8 protein-coding genes and 1 pseudogene are annotated in these 15,860 nt (G+C 67.9%); 1 reads left to right on the top strand and 8 read right to left on the bottom strand.

The genetic code is table 11. The features are described 5' to 3' along the window. Positions 1 to 17: 17 nt before the first annotated feature. The 3 genes from ACFVTC_RS24480 to ACFVTC_RS24470 all read right to left on the bottom strand — a co-directional run bounded on the left by ACFVTC_RS24480 (position 18) and on the right by ACFVTC_RS24470 (position 5,678). Complete coding sequence (locus ACFVTC_RS24480; RefSeq protein WP_390130318.1) at positions 18 to 944, bottom strand: hypothetical protein; 927 nt, start codon at positions 942 to 944, stop codon at positions 18 to 20. A 1,423-nt stretch (positions 945 to 2,367) separates the two neighbouring features. Next, entirely contained in the window at positions 2,368 to 3,591 is a 1,224-nt protein-coding gene (locus ACFVTC_RS24475) for a beta-propeller fold lactonase family protein (RefSeq protein ID WP_390130551.1), read from the bottom strand. Between the two features lie 1,718 nt (positions 3,592 to 5,309). Further along, positions 5,310 to 5,678 carry a hypothetical protein gene (locus ACFVTC_RS24470; RefSeq protein WP_390130549.1) on the bottom strand — a complete coding sequence of 123 codons (369 nt, stop codon included), beginning with the start codon at positions 5,676 to 5,678 and terminating at the stop codon, positions 5,310 to 5,312. A 450-nt stretch (positions 5,679 to 6,128) separates the two neighbouring features. Between ACFVTC_RS24470 and ACFVTC_RS24465 the strand changes: the two genes are divergently transcribed. Next, the gene (locus ACFVTC_RS24465; RefSeq protein WP_390130315.1) at positions 6,129 to 6,494 is read left to right on the top strand and encodes a hypothetical protein; all 366 of its coding nucleotides are present in this window, start codon (positions 6,129 to 6,131) and stop codon (positions 6,492 to 6,494) included. A gap of 590 nt (positions 6,495 to 7,084) precedes the next feature. On the opposite strand, the gene ACFVTC_RS24460 is transcribed toward ACFVTC_RS24465, so the two are convergent. The 5 genes and pseudogenes from ACFVTC_RS24460 to ACFVTC_RS24440 all read right to left on the bottom strand — a co-directional run bounded on the left by ACFVTC_RS24460 (position 7,085) and on the right by ACFVTC_RS24440 (position 15,841). After that, positions 7,085 to 9,676 (bottom strand): helix-turn-helix transcriptional regulator, encoded by a 2,592-nt coding sequence (locus tag ACFVTC_RS24460; RefSeq protein ID WP_390130312.1) that lies wholly within the window; start codon positions 9,674 to 9,676, stop codon positions 7,085 to 7,087. A 389-nt stretch (positions 9,677 to 10,065) separates the two neighbouring features. Beyond that, positions 10,066 to 10,953, bottom strand: coding sequence for a hypothetical protein (locus ACFVTC_RS24455; protein ID WP_390130310.1), 888 nt, complete (start codon positions 10,951 to 10,953; stop codon positions 10,066 to 10,068). A 288-nt stretch (positions 10,954 to 11,241) separates the two neighbouring features. Continuing rightward, positions 11,242 to 12,270, bottom strand: coding sequence for a YIP1 family protein (locus ACFVTC_RS24450; protein ID WP_390130308.1), 1,029 nt, complete (start codon positions 12,268 to 12,270; stop codon positions 11,242 to 11,244). A gap of 354 nt (positions 12,271 to 12,624) precedes the next feature. Beyond that, positions 12,625 to 13,389, bottom strand: a pseudogene (locus ACFVTC_RS24445) (FG-GAP repeat protein); the annotation flags it as partial. 169 nt (positions 13,390 to 13,558) lie between these two features. After that, the gene (locus tag ACFVTC_RS24440) at positions 13,559 to 15,841 is read right to left on the bottom strand and encodes a (Fe-S)-binding protein (protein ID WP_390130307.1); all 2,283 of its coding nucleotides are present in this window, start codon (positions 15,839 to 15,841) and stop codon (positions 13,559 to 13,561) included. Between the last annotated feature and the right edge of the window lie 19 nt (positions 15,842 to 15,860).

Raw genomic sequence — 15,860 nt, 5'->3', positions numbered from 1 at the left:
GGCGCCCCGTCCGGGCGTTACCCGACGTGCAGGGTCAGGGCAGTGGTGTGGAGCTTGCCGCCGGTCTGGAACTGCAGGAACAGTCGCCAGTTGCCTGCGGTGGGCAGTTCGGCGTGGAAGGCCAAATCCGGGCCTCCGTTGTCGCCGGTGACCTTGGTGGTCGGGTGGAGATGAGCGAACTCCTGGTTGCCCTCGTGGAAGGCGGTCAGGTGGGCGTAGGTGTCCAGGTAGGGCTGAAGGTCGGTGACCGGCTTGCCGTCCTTGGACACGCTGACGCTCAGGGGGTGGGCCATGCCGGCCATCGGTTCGCCCTGGACGGTGACGGTGTACCCGTCGGCCTCCGCGGTGGTGGCCGGCGCGGGCAGCGGGGTCTTCGTGGCGTTTCCGGGGACGGTGACGGTGCGGCTGAGAACGAAGTCCTTGCCCTTCCCTGTCCCGCTGTCGGGTGTGAAGCTGGCGAACGTGCGCCAGGAGCCGGGTGCCAGGGAGGTCAGATCGGCCGTCCAGGTGCCGTCCGGGGCCATCGTGGGGTGGATGTGTTGGAAGCCGGTCAGGTCGGAGCGGATGGCGTAGAAGTGCATCCGCTTGGTCTGGTCGAGGGCGAAGCTGGTGACGGGCTTGTCCCCCGTGCCAGTGACTGTGAACCGGTAGGCGGCCTGCTGGCCGAACGGCAGGGTCGTGTCCTTCGAGGTGAGGCGGTAGCCGTCCTGGGTGTTGGACAGTCCGTTCCCGTCGGACATGTTGTCCATGCCCGGCATGTCACCCATCGAGGGTGATGCGCTCTGCGACGAGGATGCGGAGGGCTTGGCGCCGTGGTCCATGCCGGGCATGGGCGAGGAGTCGCCCGAGGAGCCGCAGGCGGCCAGAGTCAGCGCGAGAGCGGCTGCCGTACCGGCCACAGCGACAGCACGGCGGCGCACGGTGAAGCGAGATGAATCGAACATCGAATGGTGGTCTTTCCGGGTGGGCGCACCACACCGGTGGCGCGCGGAAGTGAACAGGACACGGGGCCGAACCGGCGGCCGTTGCCGAAAGTCGGCGTCGTGTCTGTGTCACGTCCGTGCGATGCACACCTGAAGCAGTAGATCCCGTCCGCTAGTCGGCGGAGCCCGCCGCCCCGTCGGGCTCATCGCCGCCCGAAGTCCTGCGGGCATCCAGCAAGCCAGCACGGCGAGAGCGGCCACCGCGAGCAGGCTCGGCGTCGGCAGGGGGATTCGCTTGGACGCCGGTGTGGAGAGGCACAGGACCCCGGACATCCCCGAGGCATCCGCGTGGCGCATGCTCAGGCCCGGCTGATGCGCGTCCGGTGCATGGCGCATGGTCGCCGGGGCAACGTCATGGCCGTCGGACATCGGTGAGGAGGACATCGCTGGCATCGCCCCGTGGCAGCCGCCGGCGGCAGTGGCCGGAGCGCCATGCATGAAGAACAGGCCGAACAGGACTGCGCACACCGCGAGCAGCCGGGCGACTCGCCGGTTGCCTGCCTGTCCGCTATCCACAGCCGTTCCCCTTCCTTGCGCGTGTCCACGTACCGGCCTGGCTGGACAATACCCGGGCAGGGTATCGCTCGCCCATCGTCCTCGCATCCGGAGTCACGCCCGGACTGTCGGCCAGGGTTCAACGCGTGCTCGACGCATCGACCGCTGCCACGGCCGGATCGCATCACCCACCACCCTCCTCGGCTTCCATCCCGTCTGCCGTCGGCCCACACACCGTGGAGCGGGCGTGGTTCCTGGCGTCCAGGTGGAGCGCGCCACTGTACGAACGACCTGGACGCCAGGGGCCGCGTCTGCTCGGCTCTGCCTGGGTCGATGGCTGATGGGACGGAAGCACTCCACGCACGCCCCCGTGGGCCAGCACTCGCGAACGGCGCCCCGTCCATCCCGGAGTCTGAGCGCCCCCGCCGTGCCGGCCTCGCGTTCGTCGTGTTCGGGCCAAGCGAAATGGTGCTGACCTGCGCTTATGGCGTGCCGGCAACTACCCTCATACAGGCACTGATGCCTGGAGCGTTCTGCCGGTGGTACGTAAGTCGGGCGAGCCGATCACTCCATCGAAGGAAGCTCTCTGACCTGCGCCTGGGCGAGTCGGCATTCTTGTGTGCCCTCGCCCGTGGCCGCGGGGGGCCGACCCTGACAACCTGCCGGTTGCGTCCTCGAGAGGCTGCTCCAGCCACTGGCATCTCGGCCCAGGGCTGAGTCAAGCCGTGCCATTGCCTCCCTCGCGATTACTTGCCGATCCTCTCCAGCACCTTCCCGGCGCTCGGCATTTCTTGTGGTGCGTTGCAGTTCCGCAAGGACGGGGTTGCGTGGTCACGCGGTGCCCCGGCGTCGGTGGTCCGAGGGTGGGCGGCCGGCGCCGGGGCGTTCGTCATGCCTGTGTGCGATTACCGGGGGCCGGGACGGTGGCCGTGGTTGACCGGTCGTGGCCCGGCTTACCGTGACCCGGCTTGCCGTGGCCTGGGCGGGGCACGACCCCGATCGCCACCCCGAACGGGAGGTCCTCGACGGGGATGGTGGCGCCGACCCTGTTCGTCGCCGTTTTGATCACGGACACGGTGTCGGCGTTGGCGTTGGTGACGTAGGCGCGGGTGCCGTTCGGCGACACCGCCACCTCTCGAGGCGCATTGCCGACGGGGATGGTCGCGACGACCCTGTTCGTCGCCGTTTTGATCACGGACACCGTGTCGGCGTCGGCGTTGGTGACGTAGGCGCGGGTGCCGTTCGGCGACACCGCCACCCCCTGGGGCGCATCGCCGACGCGGACGGTGGCGACGACGGTGTTGGTCTTCGTTTTGATCACGGACACCGTGTCGGCGTTCAAATTGGTGACGTAGGCGCGGGTGCCGTTCGGCGACACAGCCACCCCGAACGGGAAGGCGCCGACGGGGATGGTGGCGACGACCCTGTTCGCCGCCGTTTTGATCACGGACACCGTGTCGGCGTCGGAATTGGTGATGTAGGCGCGGGTGCCGTTCGGCGACACCGCCACCCCGATGGGAGCAGCGCCGACGGGGATGGTGGCGACGACCGTGTTCGTGCTCGTCTTGATCACGGACACCGTGTTGGCTCGGAAGTTGGTGACGTAGGCGCGGGTGCCGTCCGGCGACACCGCCACTCCAAGGGGCTCAAGGCCGACGGGGACGGTGGCGACGACCGTGTCGGTCGCGGTGTTGATCACGGACACCGTGCCGTCGGCGCGGTTGGTGACGTAGGCGCGGGTGCCGTTCGGCGACACCGCCACTTCCCACGGCGCATTGCCTACGGGAACCGTGACCGCCACCGTGTTCGTCCGTGTGTTGATCACCGACACCGTGTCGGCGTTGAAGTTGGTGACGTAGGCGTAGGTGCCGGGCGGCACGGCCTGGGCGGGCTGCGGGGCCACCATGGGCAGGGCCAGGCCGGCCGCCACGACGAGACCTGCCACCAGCGTCCGCAGCAACCCGTCCCACCACGAGCGACGCACTCGAAGATCAGGCGGTGCCGACGACGGGAGGGTCTCCTGCGCGCCCACCCCCCTCACGGTTTGACAGATGGTCACAGCAATCCTCTCGACCGGGTTGACGGAATGGGACGTATTATGACACTTCGTCATATTCGACACGGAGGAGGCGCGCGACCGTCCAGGCCATGGGCCGGGGCGGTCGCCTGGATGTTCGTGTGCTCCACCGAGACGCACCCGGTCGGGCGCCGCGACCGAGCCGGAGGATCCGGGGCACGGAGGCGGGCGACTGGACCCAGGCGCGGTGAGCACGACGGGCCGGGAGGGGCACCCTCCGACGACAATCATCCGGCAGAAGGATCGCTCAGGAATTCGTTGATCCGGCGCGGGGCGGCGCACCCACAACGCTTACGCACATGCCGTACGCGTGTGGCGCTGAGACATCACCCTGGACGCGAGGTCGTGAACCTGCCGGCCTCGCGCCCGTCATTCCCGGGCCAAGCGAAAGTGGTGCTGACCTGCACTTATGACGTGCGGGCAACTACCCTCATACAGGCACTGATGCCTGGAGTGTTCTGCCTCCGGTACATCCGGTACATAGCTCCGGAGAGGTAGCCAAGCCGAACATGGAGGCGCTGCGACCCGTCCGCAGCCGCGCCCCGACCCGCCCCGGTGGCCTGAAGCGGGCCCGTGCAGACCTGGAACACATCACGTTTCTGATCGAGGTCGTGATGTGTTCCTGTCGGTCGCGCTCCTCGATGCGAACTATGGGCGTGAGGGACGCCGAGGTCTGGCGAGCACGTCAATCGGACGACCGGGGCCGGTAGTGGTCGGCCGCGGTCGTGGTGGTTGCCGTACTTCGCTGTGGTACGGCACCGGATCGACGATGGGGCATGGTCATCAGAAGGCGTCTTGCCACCATCGATGAGGCGGGTTGCCGTACGGCACAGCGTCGGGACGTTCGAGGATCTTTAGATCGAGAGGCTGCACGATGTCGCGGAGCTCCCGCGCGGTCTTCCTGGGGAGAGCGCGGATCGCTAGTTCCAGCAGATCTCGCTCGTCCGCCGGTTCCGGGCAACAGTCCGGAACTCCGCACCGATCGCTGAACGGCGAGGGGAGTTGATCCCACGGAGCACGGGCGATGGCATTCCACCGAGTGAGAGCTTGCTTGACCAGGCCGGGTCGGAGACGAGTCCGCTCCAACTGAATGACCTGTGCCTGAGCTGGGCCAGAGATCCGACCGAGCTTCGAATAGCGGCGATGCGGAGCAAAGCGCCTGTTGTCCGCCCGCAGGCGTGATGGGCGCCTACGCGGCATGGACCTTTCGGCTGTAAGTCATGAAGGGCAGTCTGGCACGCGGCCGGGTTGATGCGAAGGTCGGTGGTGTCCCAGGAAACCCAGGGGCCCTGCTTGGACCGGTGGCCCCATCCCTATCAGGTCGATCACGGGGGTCCACCAACGTCGACCAACGGCTTCTGCGGCTCGGGTGATCGTTCAAGGGGGTGGGTCCGGTCTCGACCGCTGCCGTTCGCGCTTGTCGGGGTCAGCCGCCGCAGGCGGTCCATTACTTGTCCGCCCGGTAGAGCCTGATGTCCTTGTTGACGAAGAGGTGGACATAGCCGCACCGCCAGCAGATCAGGCCGGTGGCGTTCTCGTCGGCCCAGGCCAGCTTCAAGAACTCCATGCCGGTGCTGTTGAGCAGGACATCCCGCTCTCGGAACAGATCCCCTTTGCAGACCTGGCAGCTGAGCCAGACATCGCCCAGTGCTGCACGTACCGGCTTCTTCGCCATCGAGTGAACGCCCCCGCCCTTGCCGTTCGCGGTCGAAGTGAACCTATGCCTCCGGCATGCGCGTGACTACTGGCGTGCACTAGGCGTCGAGGTAGCGGTAATCCCCATCCGGGAGGCCGATCACCAAGCCGCCGCTGTGGACCCTCCACTCGCTCATGCCGTCGACGTCGTGGCTGACCAGAAACAGCCCCCGGGGCCTCTCGTCGTACTCGTCATCCTGGTACGAGGCCGGGATCCGCGCGATCTGACGCAACCTCTCCTCGAACCAGTCCAGTGACACCGCGCGGATGTCGCCCCCGTAGAAGGCCCACCCGCCGGAGTTGTACTGCCGGGGAGGGAAGGCCCAGCCCCCGCTGTAGGTGCGCTCCGGATCGTCTGCTTCCACGATCTCCTTGATCTGGGCCAGTTGTCTGTCGTCACACTCCAGCCAGCCCCTGACCGAGACCATGACTCCCACGGCGCTTCCTCCTCATTCGTGTGGCGCGCCGCCCCGGCGCACGGTTCCTGTGCGCTTGCACGCTAGGAGTGACCTGCTCGGCCGCGCAAAGGAATTGGCAGGTGGATCAGCCGCCTCGGGCGAGAGCGCGCCGTTGTCCGGCGTCGCACGCAAGAACCGTTGGCGGTCGCCCGAGGAGGCCGGCCATCCCCCTCGGCGCGAACTACGCGCGCGGCGGCGTCCGTTGGGCGTCAGTTGGCCGGTCAGCGGGGTCGGCGGGGGGCTCGGTCGGTTGCCTCTGGTCCGCCGAGTTGCTGTACTTCGCTGCTGTACGGGACGGGACACACACCACCGCTTCAAGGAGCGAGCAGGGGTGATCACAGCGTTGATGTGCGCGGGACCTTCCGTGCAGTGAGCATCGCTCCCTCATCCGCCCAGGACCCCGAAGGAGGCACCCGCGCAATGACGAGCACTGAGCCCGTGGGACTGCTGCACGTGTTGATCGTCTACGAGCGTCCTTCGGCGCACCGGGTGGTCTGCCACGCCCGCAGCGTCAGTCTGGAGCGGGGGGTCTTCCTCGGTGACTCGGTGCTCCCGGTGGACAGCCCGCCGGGAGCCGTGATTCCCCCGGCCCGGGTGGTCCGTATGCACCGGGAGCCGTTCATGGAGTTCACCGAGTTGCCCGCTGTCTGGAGTGCTGTTGTCGAGCTGGAGGGCCCGGACCTGTCCTGGGTGGAGCTCGGGGCGAAGCTCCGCGCCGTCCTGTCGGCAATCCCGTCGGCAACCGGCACGGAGCCGGGAGAGGGGGGACTCTCCTCTCGCGGGTGACCGCAGGCAACGGGCAACGGTCCGACCGGGCCGCCGTGTACGCGCCAGGACCTTCCGGACGGTCACAGGGCGAGCGGTCGTCGGCACGGCGGGGCCGGGTGGGCGCCGGGTGGACGGCCCGAGGCCTCAGTCGGAAGTCGTGGCGCTCGGACGTATGTCGTTCAGACTGTCGACGATCGTCACAGACGGATGCGAAGGCGCGGGCACCTGAATGAGAATGGGGACGTAGACCACGTCCCCGTGTCTGAACTCGGCCTTCCATGAATTCCGGTAGCACACGATGTCATTCGGGCTGCCGCGCGTCGCATAGCACTGAAGTGCCGAACTCGTGGATACGCTCCACGAATTCCGAGAACGAGCGTCTGCTTCACCTGCTGACGCACCCCGTGCGCCCAGCGCCAAAGAACAGCAGGCCACGACCAGTCCGACACTCCGCAAGGCTGCTTTCTTCATTCCCATCACCCTGAAAGCCGAAGCTGGCTGCGAGTGTACTGATGCGTTCCATTGTCCCACGCCGGGTGGATGTGCGTCGGATGCTCTCCGCGTCCCCGGCGCCATTCAGCAGCACGGAAATAAGGTCCTGCCCGCACCTATCGGCGATCGGAATGGTGGAGTTTGCGAGCGGCTTCGTGGCGGGTGTGGACGCCGAGTTTGCTCAGTATCGCGCCGACGTGATGCCCGGCCGTCTTGGGAGTGATGTAGAGACGGGCCGCGATCTCGGCATCCGTCAGGTCCTCGTGCAGCAGCTTCAGGACGTCCAGCTCCCGGTTGGTCAGACCGTACGGATTGGCCCGGGTGGCCGCCCGGGGGCCCCGCCGGATCGGGCGGACGCCCCGGGCACGCATCACGGTGCGGGTCCGCGCCACGGCCGGCCGGGCGCCTAGGGCCTCAAGGGCTGCCAGTGCCTGGTGCAGTGCGGGTCCGTCGCCGGAGAGGCGGGCCAGCGCGGCGTCGTACGGGCAGCCGAGCGCGTCCCATCGTGCCGCGGCGCCGGCCCAGTCGTCGGCCAGCTCGAGCGCGTAGGGTTCGGCCGCCGGCACCTGCGGGGGTGTCCCTCCGGCGCGGCGGATCCAGCAGGCCAGCGCCCCGGACAGCCAGGGATGACTGCGATCCGCCAACGCGTCCAGACCGCGTCGTGCCTCCGCCCGAACCCGCTCGTGGTCACCGGACAGCCAGGCCGCCTCGACCCGGGCCTCCCATCCCGGACCCGTGGCCATCAGGCAGTCCGGGTCCACGAGGCTCGCCGCCTGCTCGAGCAGCGGCCACACCTGGGCCTTGCCCCGCCGGGCGCGCACCAGTCCCAGCACGGTGAAGGCCAGCGCTCTGACGATCGGTGGTGAGTGGGGATGGGACAGCACTTCCTGTGCGGCATCGGACGCCTGGGTCCACAGGCCCCGGTTCAACAGCCCCCAGCTGCCCCAGATCCTCGTGCACAGCAGGTGGAACAGCAGGTCGTGATCGAGGCAGTGGGTTTCCGCCCGGGTCACGGCCGCGGTGGTCCGGTCGACGTCATGCCGCAGCGCGGCGAACCAGCACATGACCAGCGCACAGGAGGCCGCGTCCACCGGCAGATCCTGTGCCATCGCGCTGGACACCGCCTGCTCGCAGTCCTCCCAGCCGCACCCTTCGTTCAGCATCCGTGCCGCCGCGGCGTGGAAGCGCGCCTGGACGACCACCCCCTCGTCGCCGAAGCGCTCACCGAGAGCGATCGCCTTCTCGGCGTGCGCGGCGGTCACCGCCACCGCCTCGTGTTCGTAGCAGGCCAGCCGGCAGAGGTTCAGGTACGCCAGGGACAGCTCCGCGTTGGGTCCCAGTTCTTCGAGCACCCGCACCGCGTCCAGGGCGGTCCGTCCCGACTCGGCGGTCCGTCCGGCGGGCCACAGCGTGTACGACAGCCGGCGCAGGTTCTCCCCCTCGCGCAGCCGGTCGCCCGCCGTACGGCGCAGCCGCACCGCCGTACGACGGGATTCGACCGCCTCGTCCAGTCGGCTCGACAGGAGACATGCCTGCGCATGGCCTTCCAGCAGGGAGGTCTGCTGGTCGAGCGGCAGGCCGTCGGCGTACCGCAGGGCGCGGGCGTACTGGGCGGCCGCTTCCCGGTGCGCGCCTGTCGCGGCGGCATGGGCGGCCGCCGCGGGCGCGTACTCCAAGACGGCGGTCGGATCGCCGGCGGCCTCGGAATGATCGGCCAGCAGCGCCAGATCATCCGCGGTGACCGGGCCGGCCCGCATCGCTGCCAGCACCTGCTGGTGCACCCGCAGCCGGCATGCGGCGGGGACGGTCTCCAGCACCGCGAGCCGGGTCAGCTCATGGCGGAATTCGGTCGCCTGTCCGTCTGTGCGGACAATTCCGCAGGCCACGGCCTCCTCGAGTGCTTCCTCCGGGGTCGGCAGGACACCGGCCAGCAGCGGTGGCGAGACCCGGTGCCCCAGGACGGCCAGCACGTCGACGACCGTGCGTGCGGCGGCCGAGAGGCCGGCCAGGCGGCCGGCCACGGCCTCGCGCACCGTGGCCGGGATGGTCTCGGCCGGGGAGGCCAGGATCTCGGTGACGATGAACGGGTTGCCCGCGGAGACGTGGTAGAGCTGTTCGACGTCGACGGCGTGGCCGGTGGCCAGCCGGGCCACGGCCGGGCGGCTCAGGGGTGCCAGGTCGTGTCGGTGCACCCACGAATAGCCCGCCAGAGTACCGAGGAGGGCGGTCAAGTGGTGGGTGCGGCCGACCTCGTCGTCGCGGTAGGTGGCCACCACCAGGGCCGGAACGCTCGGCAGACGCCGCACCAGGTGGCGCAGCAGATCCATGGTGGCCTCGTCGGCCCAGTGGACGTCTTCCAGCACCAGCAGGCTGGGATAGGCACTCAGGTCGGCGAGCAGGCAGTCGAAGACCTCGTCGGACCGGCAGGTGCCGGCCAGGGCCCCGGTCAGGGCCGTGCGTACCGCCGGTCCCAGGCGTGGAGCCAAGTCCATCAGAGGGCCCAGAGGTCGGGGTGTCGCCAGCGGGTCGCAAGCACCGGCCAGCACCCGGATACGGGGGTCGGCCAGCTGGGCCAGACGGCGGACGACGCTGGTCTTGCCGATGCCGGCCTCGCCCCGCACGAGTGCGAGGCGTCCAGGGCCGCTCACGGTCGCCTGCAGGTGACCGGTGAGGTCCTGGAGCACGGCCTTTCGCTCTAGTAGGTCCATCACCAGCCATTTTCCCTCCGTGGGCGGAGTGGCGCAAAAGATCCAGATGGGCCAGGGCAGGTCGGCGGGTGGGGTGGTTCGCGGAATGCCGGGGTGGGATGTGGGGTGTGCGGAGGTGGAAGTTGGGGTGTTCACCCGATGTGCCACCGACTGCCGCGGAGCATGCTGGCCTAGGAGTTCCAGAAACCGGGTCTACCGGTTCGCGGCTAAAATCGACCAGCGCCGAGAATATGGCGCGACCGCCCCTCCGAAATATCTCCGGCAGTGAATCCGGCCACAACACGCAAGGCGAATGTTGCCGGCGTCTGTCGATCCATGAGATTCCGGAGCGCGGAGTGGTGCGAGTGCCATGACTGGCCTGTTTGGCTGGCGGCGCATATTACGGAGAATTACTTCCGTAATCCAATGGAGCTGCAAATCGGAAAACCCACACGCATTGGAAAGGGATCATCATGCTCAACAAGATCGCAAAGCGCGCGGCAATGCTGACTGCTTCGGTTGCTCTGGCTGCGGGAGGTGCAACGCTGCCCTCTGCCGCCTTCGCCGCTCCGGCGCCTACAGGAACTCACGCGACGGCGCCGAGCGACAACAACAACAACAATAACAACAACAACCGACGGGGCGGAAACAACAACAACAATAACAACAACAACAACAACCGTCGGGGCGGGAACAACAACAATAACAACAACAACAACGGAGGCCGAGCCAACAACAACAACAACAATAACAACAACAACGGCGGAGGCGGGAACAACAACAATAACAACAACAACGGAGGCCGAGCCAACAACAACAACAACAACAACAATAACAACAACAACGGCGGAGGCGGGAACAACAACAATAACAACAACAACAACAACGGAGGCCGAGCCAACAACAACAACAATAACAACAACAACGGCGGAGGCCGAGCCAACAACAACAACAATAACAACAACAACGGCGGAGGCGGGAACAACAACAATAACAACAACAACAACGGAGGCCGAGCCAACAACAACAACAATAACAACAACAACGGCGGAGGCGGGAACAACAACAATAACAACAACAACAACGGTGGAGGTGGGAACAACAACAACAACAATAACAACAACGGAGGCGGAGGGAACAACAACAATAACAATAACAACAACGGTGGAGGCGGGAACAACAACAACAATAACAACAACAACGGTGGAGGCGGGAACAACAACAATAACAACAACAACGGCTGACTTTCGAAGTCCGGAGGTCGGGTGGATAAAGTCACCCGACCTCCGGACTTTCACGTGCCTGCCCCGGCCGAGGGCGAGGTTGCCACAGGAGCGTGTCTCTGATTGCAGTCGACGTTCTGATCGACGGAGGTGTTTCCCTGCCCGACCTGCTCCGTCGGACAACAGACCTGGAAGTCGGAGAGTCGTGTGATGCCCAGAGCCGAGAGGAGCCCCCGTCCCCTCGGCTCACGCGGCCCGTCGAGCCGCGACGAGGGTGACGGAAAAGGGGCCCCTCCCGTGCCGTGTGGCCTGGGAGAAGCCCCTTATCGTGCGTAGCGTGGCGTGCCCGCCGAGGATCGTCCGTCAGAACGTGCCCAGCTTGATGATCGACAGGATCGCGATCAGCTGGATCGCCGACGCGGCCAGGGCCTTGGGCCAGGGCAGGTCGTGGGACCTGCTGACCATGAGGGTGAGCAGGGCGCCCGCCCCCACCCAGGTCACCCAGCCGAGGAGCTGGACGAAGGACGCGTCGCCGCCGAAGAACATGGCGACGACCAGGCGCGGAGTGTCCGTGATGGACATGATCAGCATGGAGAGGCCGACCGTCGGCTGCCAGGCGCCGTCGCCGCCGAGCTGGCGGGCCAGGGTGTGGGTCACCACGCCCAGGATGAACGTGCTGATGACGATCGCCACAGCCGTCGTCAGGACGATCGGGACGGCGTTGGGGAGCGTGGCGTTGATGACGTCCTGGCGGGCACCGTCGAAGCCGAAGACCGCCAGCAGGCCGTAGAGGAACGTCACGATCAGGGCCGGAGCCCACATCGTGTAGTCGCGCATCTGCAGGAACGTCTGCTTGGGGCTGAGGACGATGCCCCTCAGCAGGTCCTTCCAGTGCAGCCGGGGGCCCACGGGCGGGGCCGCCGCCTGGCCCGCGCGGTAGGTCTCGCCCTGGCTGTACGGGTCCTCGCCGACCGAGAACGCCTGGGTGTGGCCGGGGCTGTTCGCCGCGTACGGGTCCGGGCCCTGCTGCGGGTGTCCGTCGCCGAAGTACTCCGGCTCACCGCCGCCGGGGCCGCCGGCCTGGGGCCAGCCGCCCTGTCGGCCGCCGTCCTGCCGGCCATGACCGTAGGGCTGCTGGTTGCCGCCGTAGGGCTGACCCCCGTACGGCTGCTGCTGCGAGGGCGCGGGCGGGTAGCCGTACGGCTCCCGGCCTCCCTGCGGTGCCTGCTGCCCGTACGACGGTTGGTGTTGTTGCGGTCGCGCTTGCGGGGCCCGGTTGTCCCGGCCCCGCCCGATCCTGAATCCAGCCACGTAATCGAACGTACCTGGTCCCGCACAGTGACGTGCCGGGCGCGGGCCCATGCGGCGGCCTTTGGGTCCGAGCTGTGACATCCCCTAAGGGGCCGCACAAGGGCCGAATGGGGGTTGTCCGGGGGTTGTATGGGGGCCTTGTGAGGGATGTCCGGCGGGGCTGGAGGCGGCGGAGCTCGGGCCGGGCCCGCAGGTGCCGGCCCGGCCCGAGTCGCGTGGCGTCGCGTGCGGTGCGATCGGTGCCATCCGCATGGGCCGTACGAGTCACGCCGGCCTACGAGCCATGGCGTGCAGGCCCTACGAGCCATGGCGCGCGGGCCCTACGGCTCATGTCACGCGAGCCGTACGCGCCCATGCCACGCGGCCGGCCGTACGGCCACGCGTTCTCCGCCGGAGAGCGCCCTCCGGAGGAAGGCGCCTGCGTCGGAATCGGACTCAGTCCGCGAAATTGGCGCCGAAGGCCGGGGTGCCCGTGGTCGAGACGCCCGCGTCGGCCGGCCAGACGGAGCGGGAGCCGGTCGTGGTGATCTTCGTGCCGTTGGAGGGCAGGTAGGTGATCGTGCCGTCGCCCGCGTTCTCGTACGAGCCCACCAGAAGGTCGGCCCTGCCGTCGCCGGTCACGTCGTCGAGCTTCACGTCCAGGCCGAAGAGGTCGCCCTTCTCGTCGTTGCCCGGGACACCCGGAGTGCTCTGCGCGAAGGCCTGGGCGCCGGAAGAGGTGTTGACGCCGTGCGCGGAGCCGTACAGGACGGTGACCATGCCGGCGTCCGCGTGCCCGTCGAGGTCCTCGTACGCGGTGCTGACGACGAGGTCCTGGTAGCCGTCGTGGTTGATGTCGCCGAGATCCAGCTCGTAGCCGAAGCTGTCGTTCTTCTCCGCGGTGCCGGGCACACTGCCGGTGTTTTGGCTGATCCCGGCGGTCCCGGCAGGGCCGGACGCGGAACCGTAGGTGATGTTCACCTTGCCGCCGTACGCGGAGTCCGGAGGGGTCGTGCCGTCGCTGAGCTTGGTGTTGTCCCAGGGCGCGCCGCTGACGATGTCGCCGAAGCCGTCGCCGTTGATGTCGCCGACGGCCGTGATGATGCCGGCCTTCAGGGCCTTGGCGGCGGACACGCTCAGGCCGTTCGCCGTGCCGGGCACGTAGTAGCCCTCGGCGGAGAAGGCGACGTCGCCGATGCCGTCGCCGTTGAAGTCGGCCGCCGGGACGACCGTGGAGTCGGCGGCCGTGGCCGTCGCGGCCGCTCACGTAGGCGCCCGTTCATCCGCTGTGTTGATCTCCAGGGAGTCCGGACGCGGAGGAGCCGGGGAGAACGCGGAACGCCGGAGGTGCTGTCATCAGCTCCTCCGGCGTTCGCGGGGCGTGCGCGGTCTACTTCACCGGTTCGGGCTCCGGCTCGCTCTCGGCCTCCGCGGCCCCCGCCGGATCGACCGGCGTCCTGACGGAGTCGAGCAGCAGCTGTGCGACGTCGACGACCTGGATGGACTCCTTGGCCTTGCCGTCGTTCTTCTTGCCGTTGACCGAGTCGGTCAGCATGACGAGGCAGAACGGGCAGGCGGTGGAGACGATGTCCGGGTTGAGGGAGAGCGCCTCGTCGACACGCTCGTTGTTGATGCGCTTGCCGATCCGCTCCTCCATCCACATCCGCGCACCACCGGCGCCGCAGCAGAAGCCGCGCTCCTTGTGGCGGTGCATCTCCTGCTGGCGCAGGCCCGGGACGGCGGACATGATCTCGCGCGGCGGCGTGTAGATCTTGTTGTGGCGGCCCAGGTAGCAGGGGTCGTGGTACGTGATCAGACCCTCGACCGGGGTGACCGGGAGCAGCTTGCCCTCGTCGATGAGGTGCTGGAGCAGCTGGGTGTGGTGGATGACCTCGTAGTCGCCGCCGAGTTGCGGGTACTCGTTGCCGATCGTGTTGAGGCAGTGCGGGCAGGTGGCGACGATCTTCTTCGCCGACTTCGGCTTCTTCGACTCGGGGGTGGTGTTGCCCTCGTCGTCCGTCTCCTCGCCGAACGCCATGTTCAGCGCGGCCACGTTCTCCATGCCGAGTTCCTGGAACAGGGGCTCGTTGCCGAGGCGCCGGGCGGAGTCACCGGTGCACTTCTCGTCGCCGCCCATGATCGCGAACTTGACGCCCGCCATGTGGAGCAGTTCCGCGAAGGCCTTCGTGGTCTTCTTGGCGCGGTCTTCCAGCGCGCCGGCGCAGCCGACCCAGTACAGGTACTCGACCTCGGTGAGGTCCTCGATGTCGCGGCCGACGACGGGGATCTCGAAGTCGACCTCCTTGGTCCACTCCAGCCGCTGCTTCTTGGCCAGGCCCCAGGGGTTGCCCTTCTTCTCCAGGTTCTTGAGCATCGTGCCCGCCTCGGACGGGAAGGCGCTCTCGATCATCACCTGGTAGCGGCGCATGTCGACGATGTGGTCGATGTGCTCGATGTCGACGGGGCACTGCTCGACGCAGGCGCCGCAGGTGGTGCAGGACCACAGGACGTCGGGGTCGATGACGCCGTTCTCCTCGACGGTGCCGATGAGAGGCCGTTCGGCCTCCGCCAGCGCCGCGGCGGGCACGTCCGCGAGGGCCTCGGCCGAGGCCTTCTCGTTGCCCTCCATGTCCTTGCCGCCGCCCGCGAGCAGGTAGGGGGCCTTGGCGTGCGCGTGATCCCGGAGGGACATGATCAGCAGCTTGGGGGAGAGCGGCTTGCCGGTGTTCCAGGCGGGGCACTGCGACTGGCAGCGGCCGCACTCGGTGCAGGTGGAGAAGTCCAGCAGGCCCTTCCAGGAGAACTGCTCGACCTGGGAGACGCCGAAGACGTCGTCCTCGCCGGGGTCGGTGAAGTCGATGTCCTTGCCGCCGGAGGTCATCGGGAGCAGGCCGCCCAGCGCGGTCGCGCCGTCCGCGTTCCGCTTGAACCAGATGTTCGGGAAGGCGAGGAAGCGGTGCCAGGCGACACCCATGTTGGTGTTGAGGCCGACCGTGATCGCCCAGCCCATGGTGACGCCGAGCTTGATCATGGCGGTCAGGTAGACCAGGTTCTGCAGGGTGCCGAGGCTCAGGCCCTTGAAGGCGGCGACCAGGGGGTACGACGCCCAGTACGCGGCCTCGTAGTGGTGGACGCCGTGGATCGCGCCCTCCAGACCGCGCAGGGTCATGATGGCGAGGCCGATGACGAGGATGACGGCCTCGACGAAGTAGGCCTGGCCGGTCTTGGAGCCCGCGAAGCGCGACTTGCGGCCCGGCTTCGACGGCCGGTTGAGCTGCCGGATCGCGATCAGTACGAGGATGCCGAGCGTCGTGAACAGCGCGATGAACTCGGTGTACAGCTCGTACGGCAGCCAGTCGCCGAGGACGGGCAGCGTCCAGTCGGCCTTGAACAGCTGACCGTAGGCCGTGACGATCGTCAGGCCGAGGGTCAGGAAGCCGACGGCGACGAACCAGTGCGCGACACCGACGATCCCCCACCGGTTCATCCGGGTGTGGCCGACGAACTCCTTGGCCAGCGTGATGCTGCGGGCCTTCCAGGCGTCGGTCCTGGATCCGGCCGGGAGGGGCTGGCCGAGCTTGATGAACCGGTAGATCTGCGCGACGGCTCGGGCGATGAGCGCAACGCCGACCACGGTCAGGGTCAGCGACACAATGATCGCGGCGAGTTGCATTGGGGGCTCCTCGGGCCTG

Source organism: Streptomyces sp. NPDC057950 (assembly GCF_042887295.1).
Taxonomy (GTDB): domain Bacteria; phylum Actinomycetota; class Actinomycetes; order Streptomycetales; family Streptomycetaceae; genus Streptomyces; species Streptomyces kaempferi.
The sequence above is the reverse complement of the archived record's forward strand: the minus strand, read 5'-3'. Positions and strand labels throughout refer to the sequence as shown.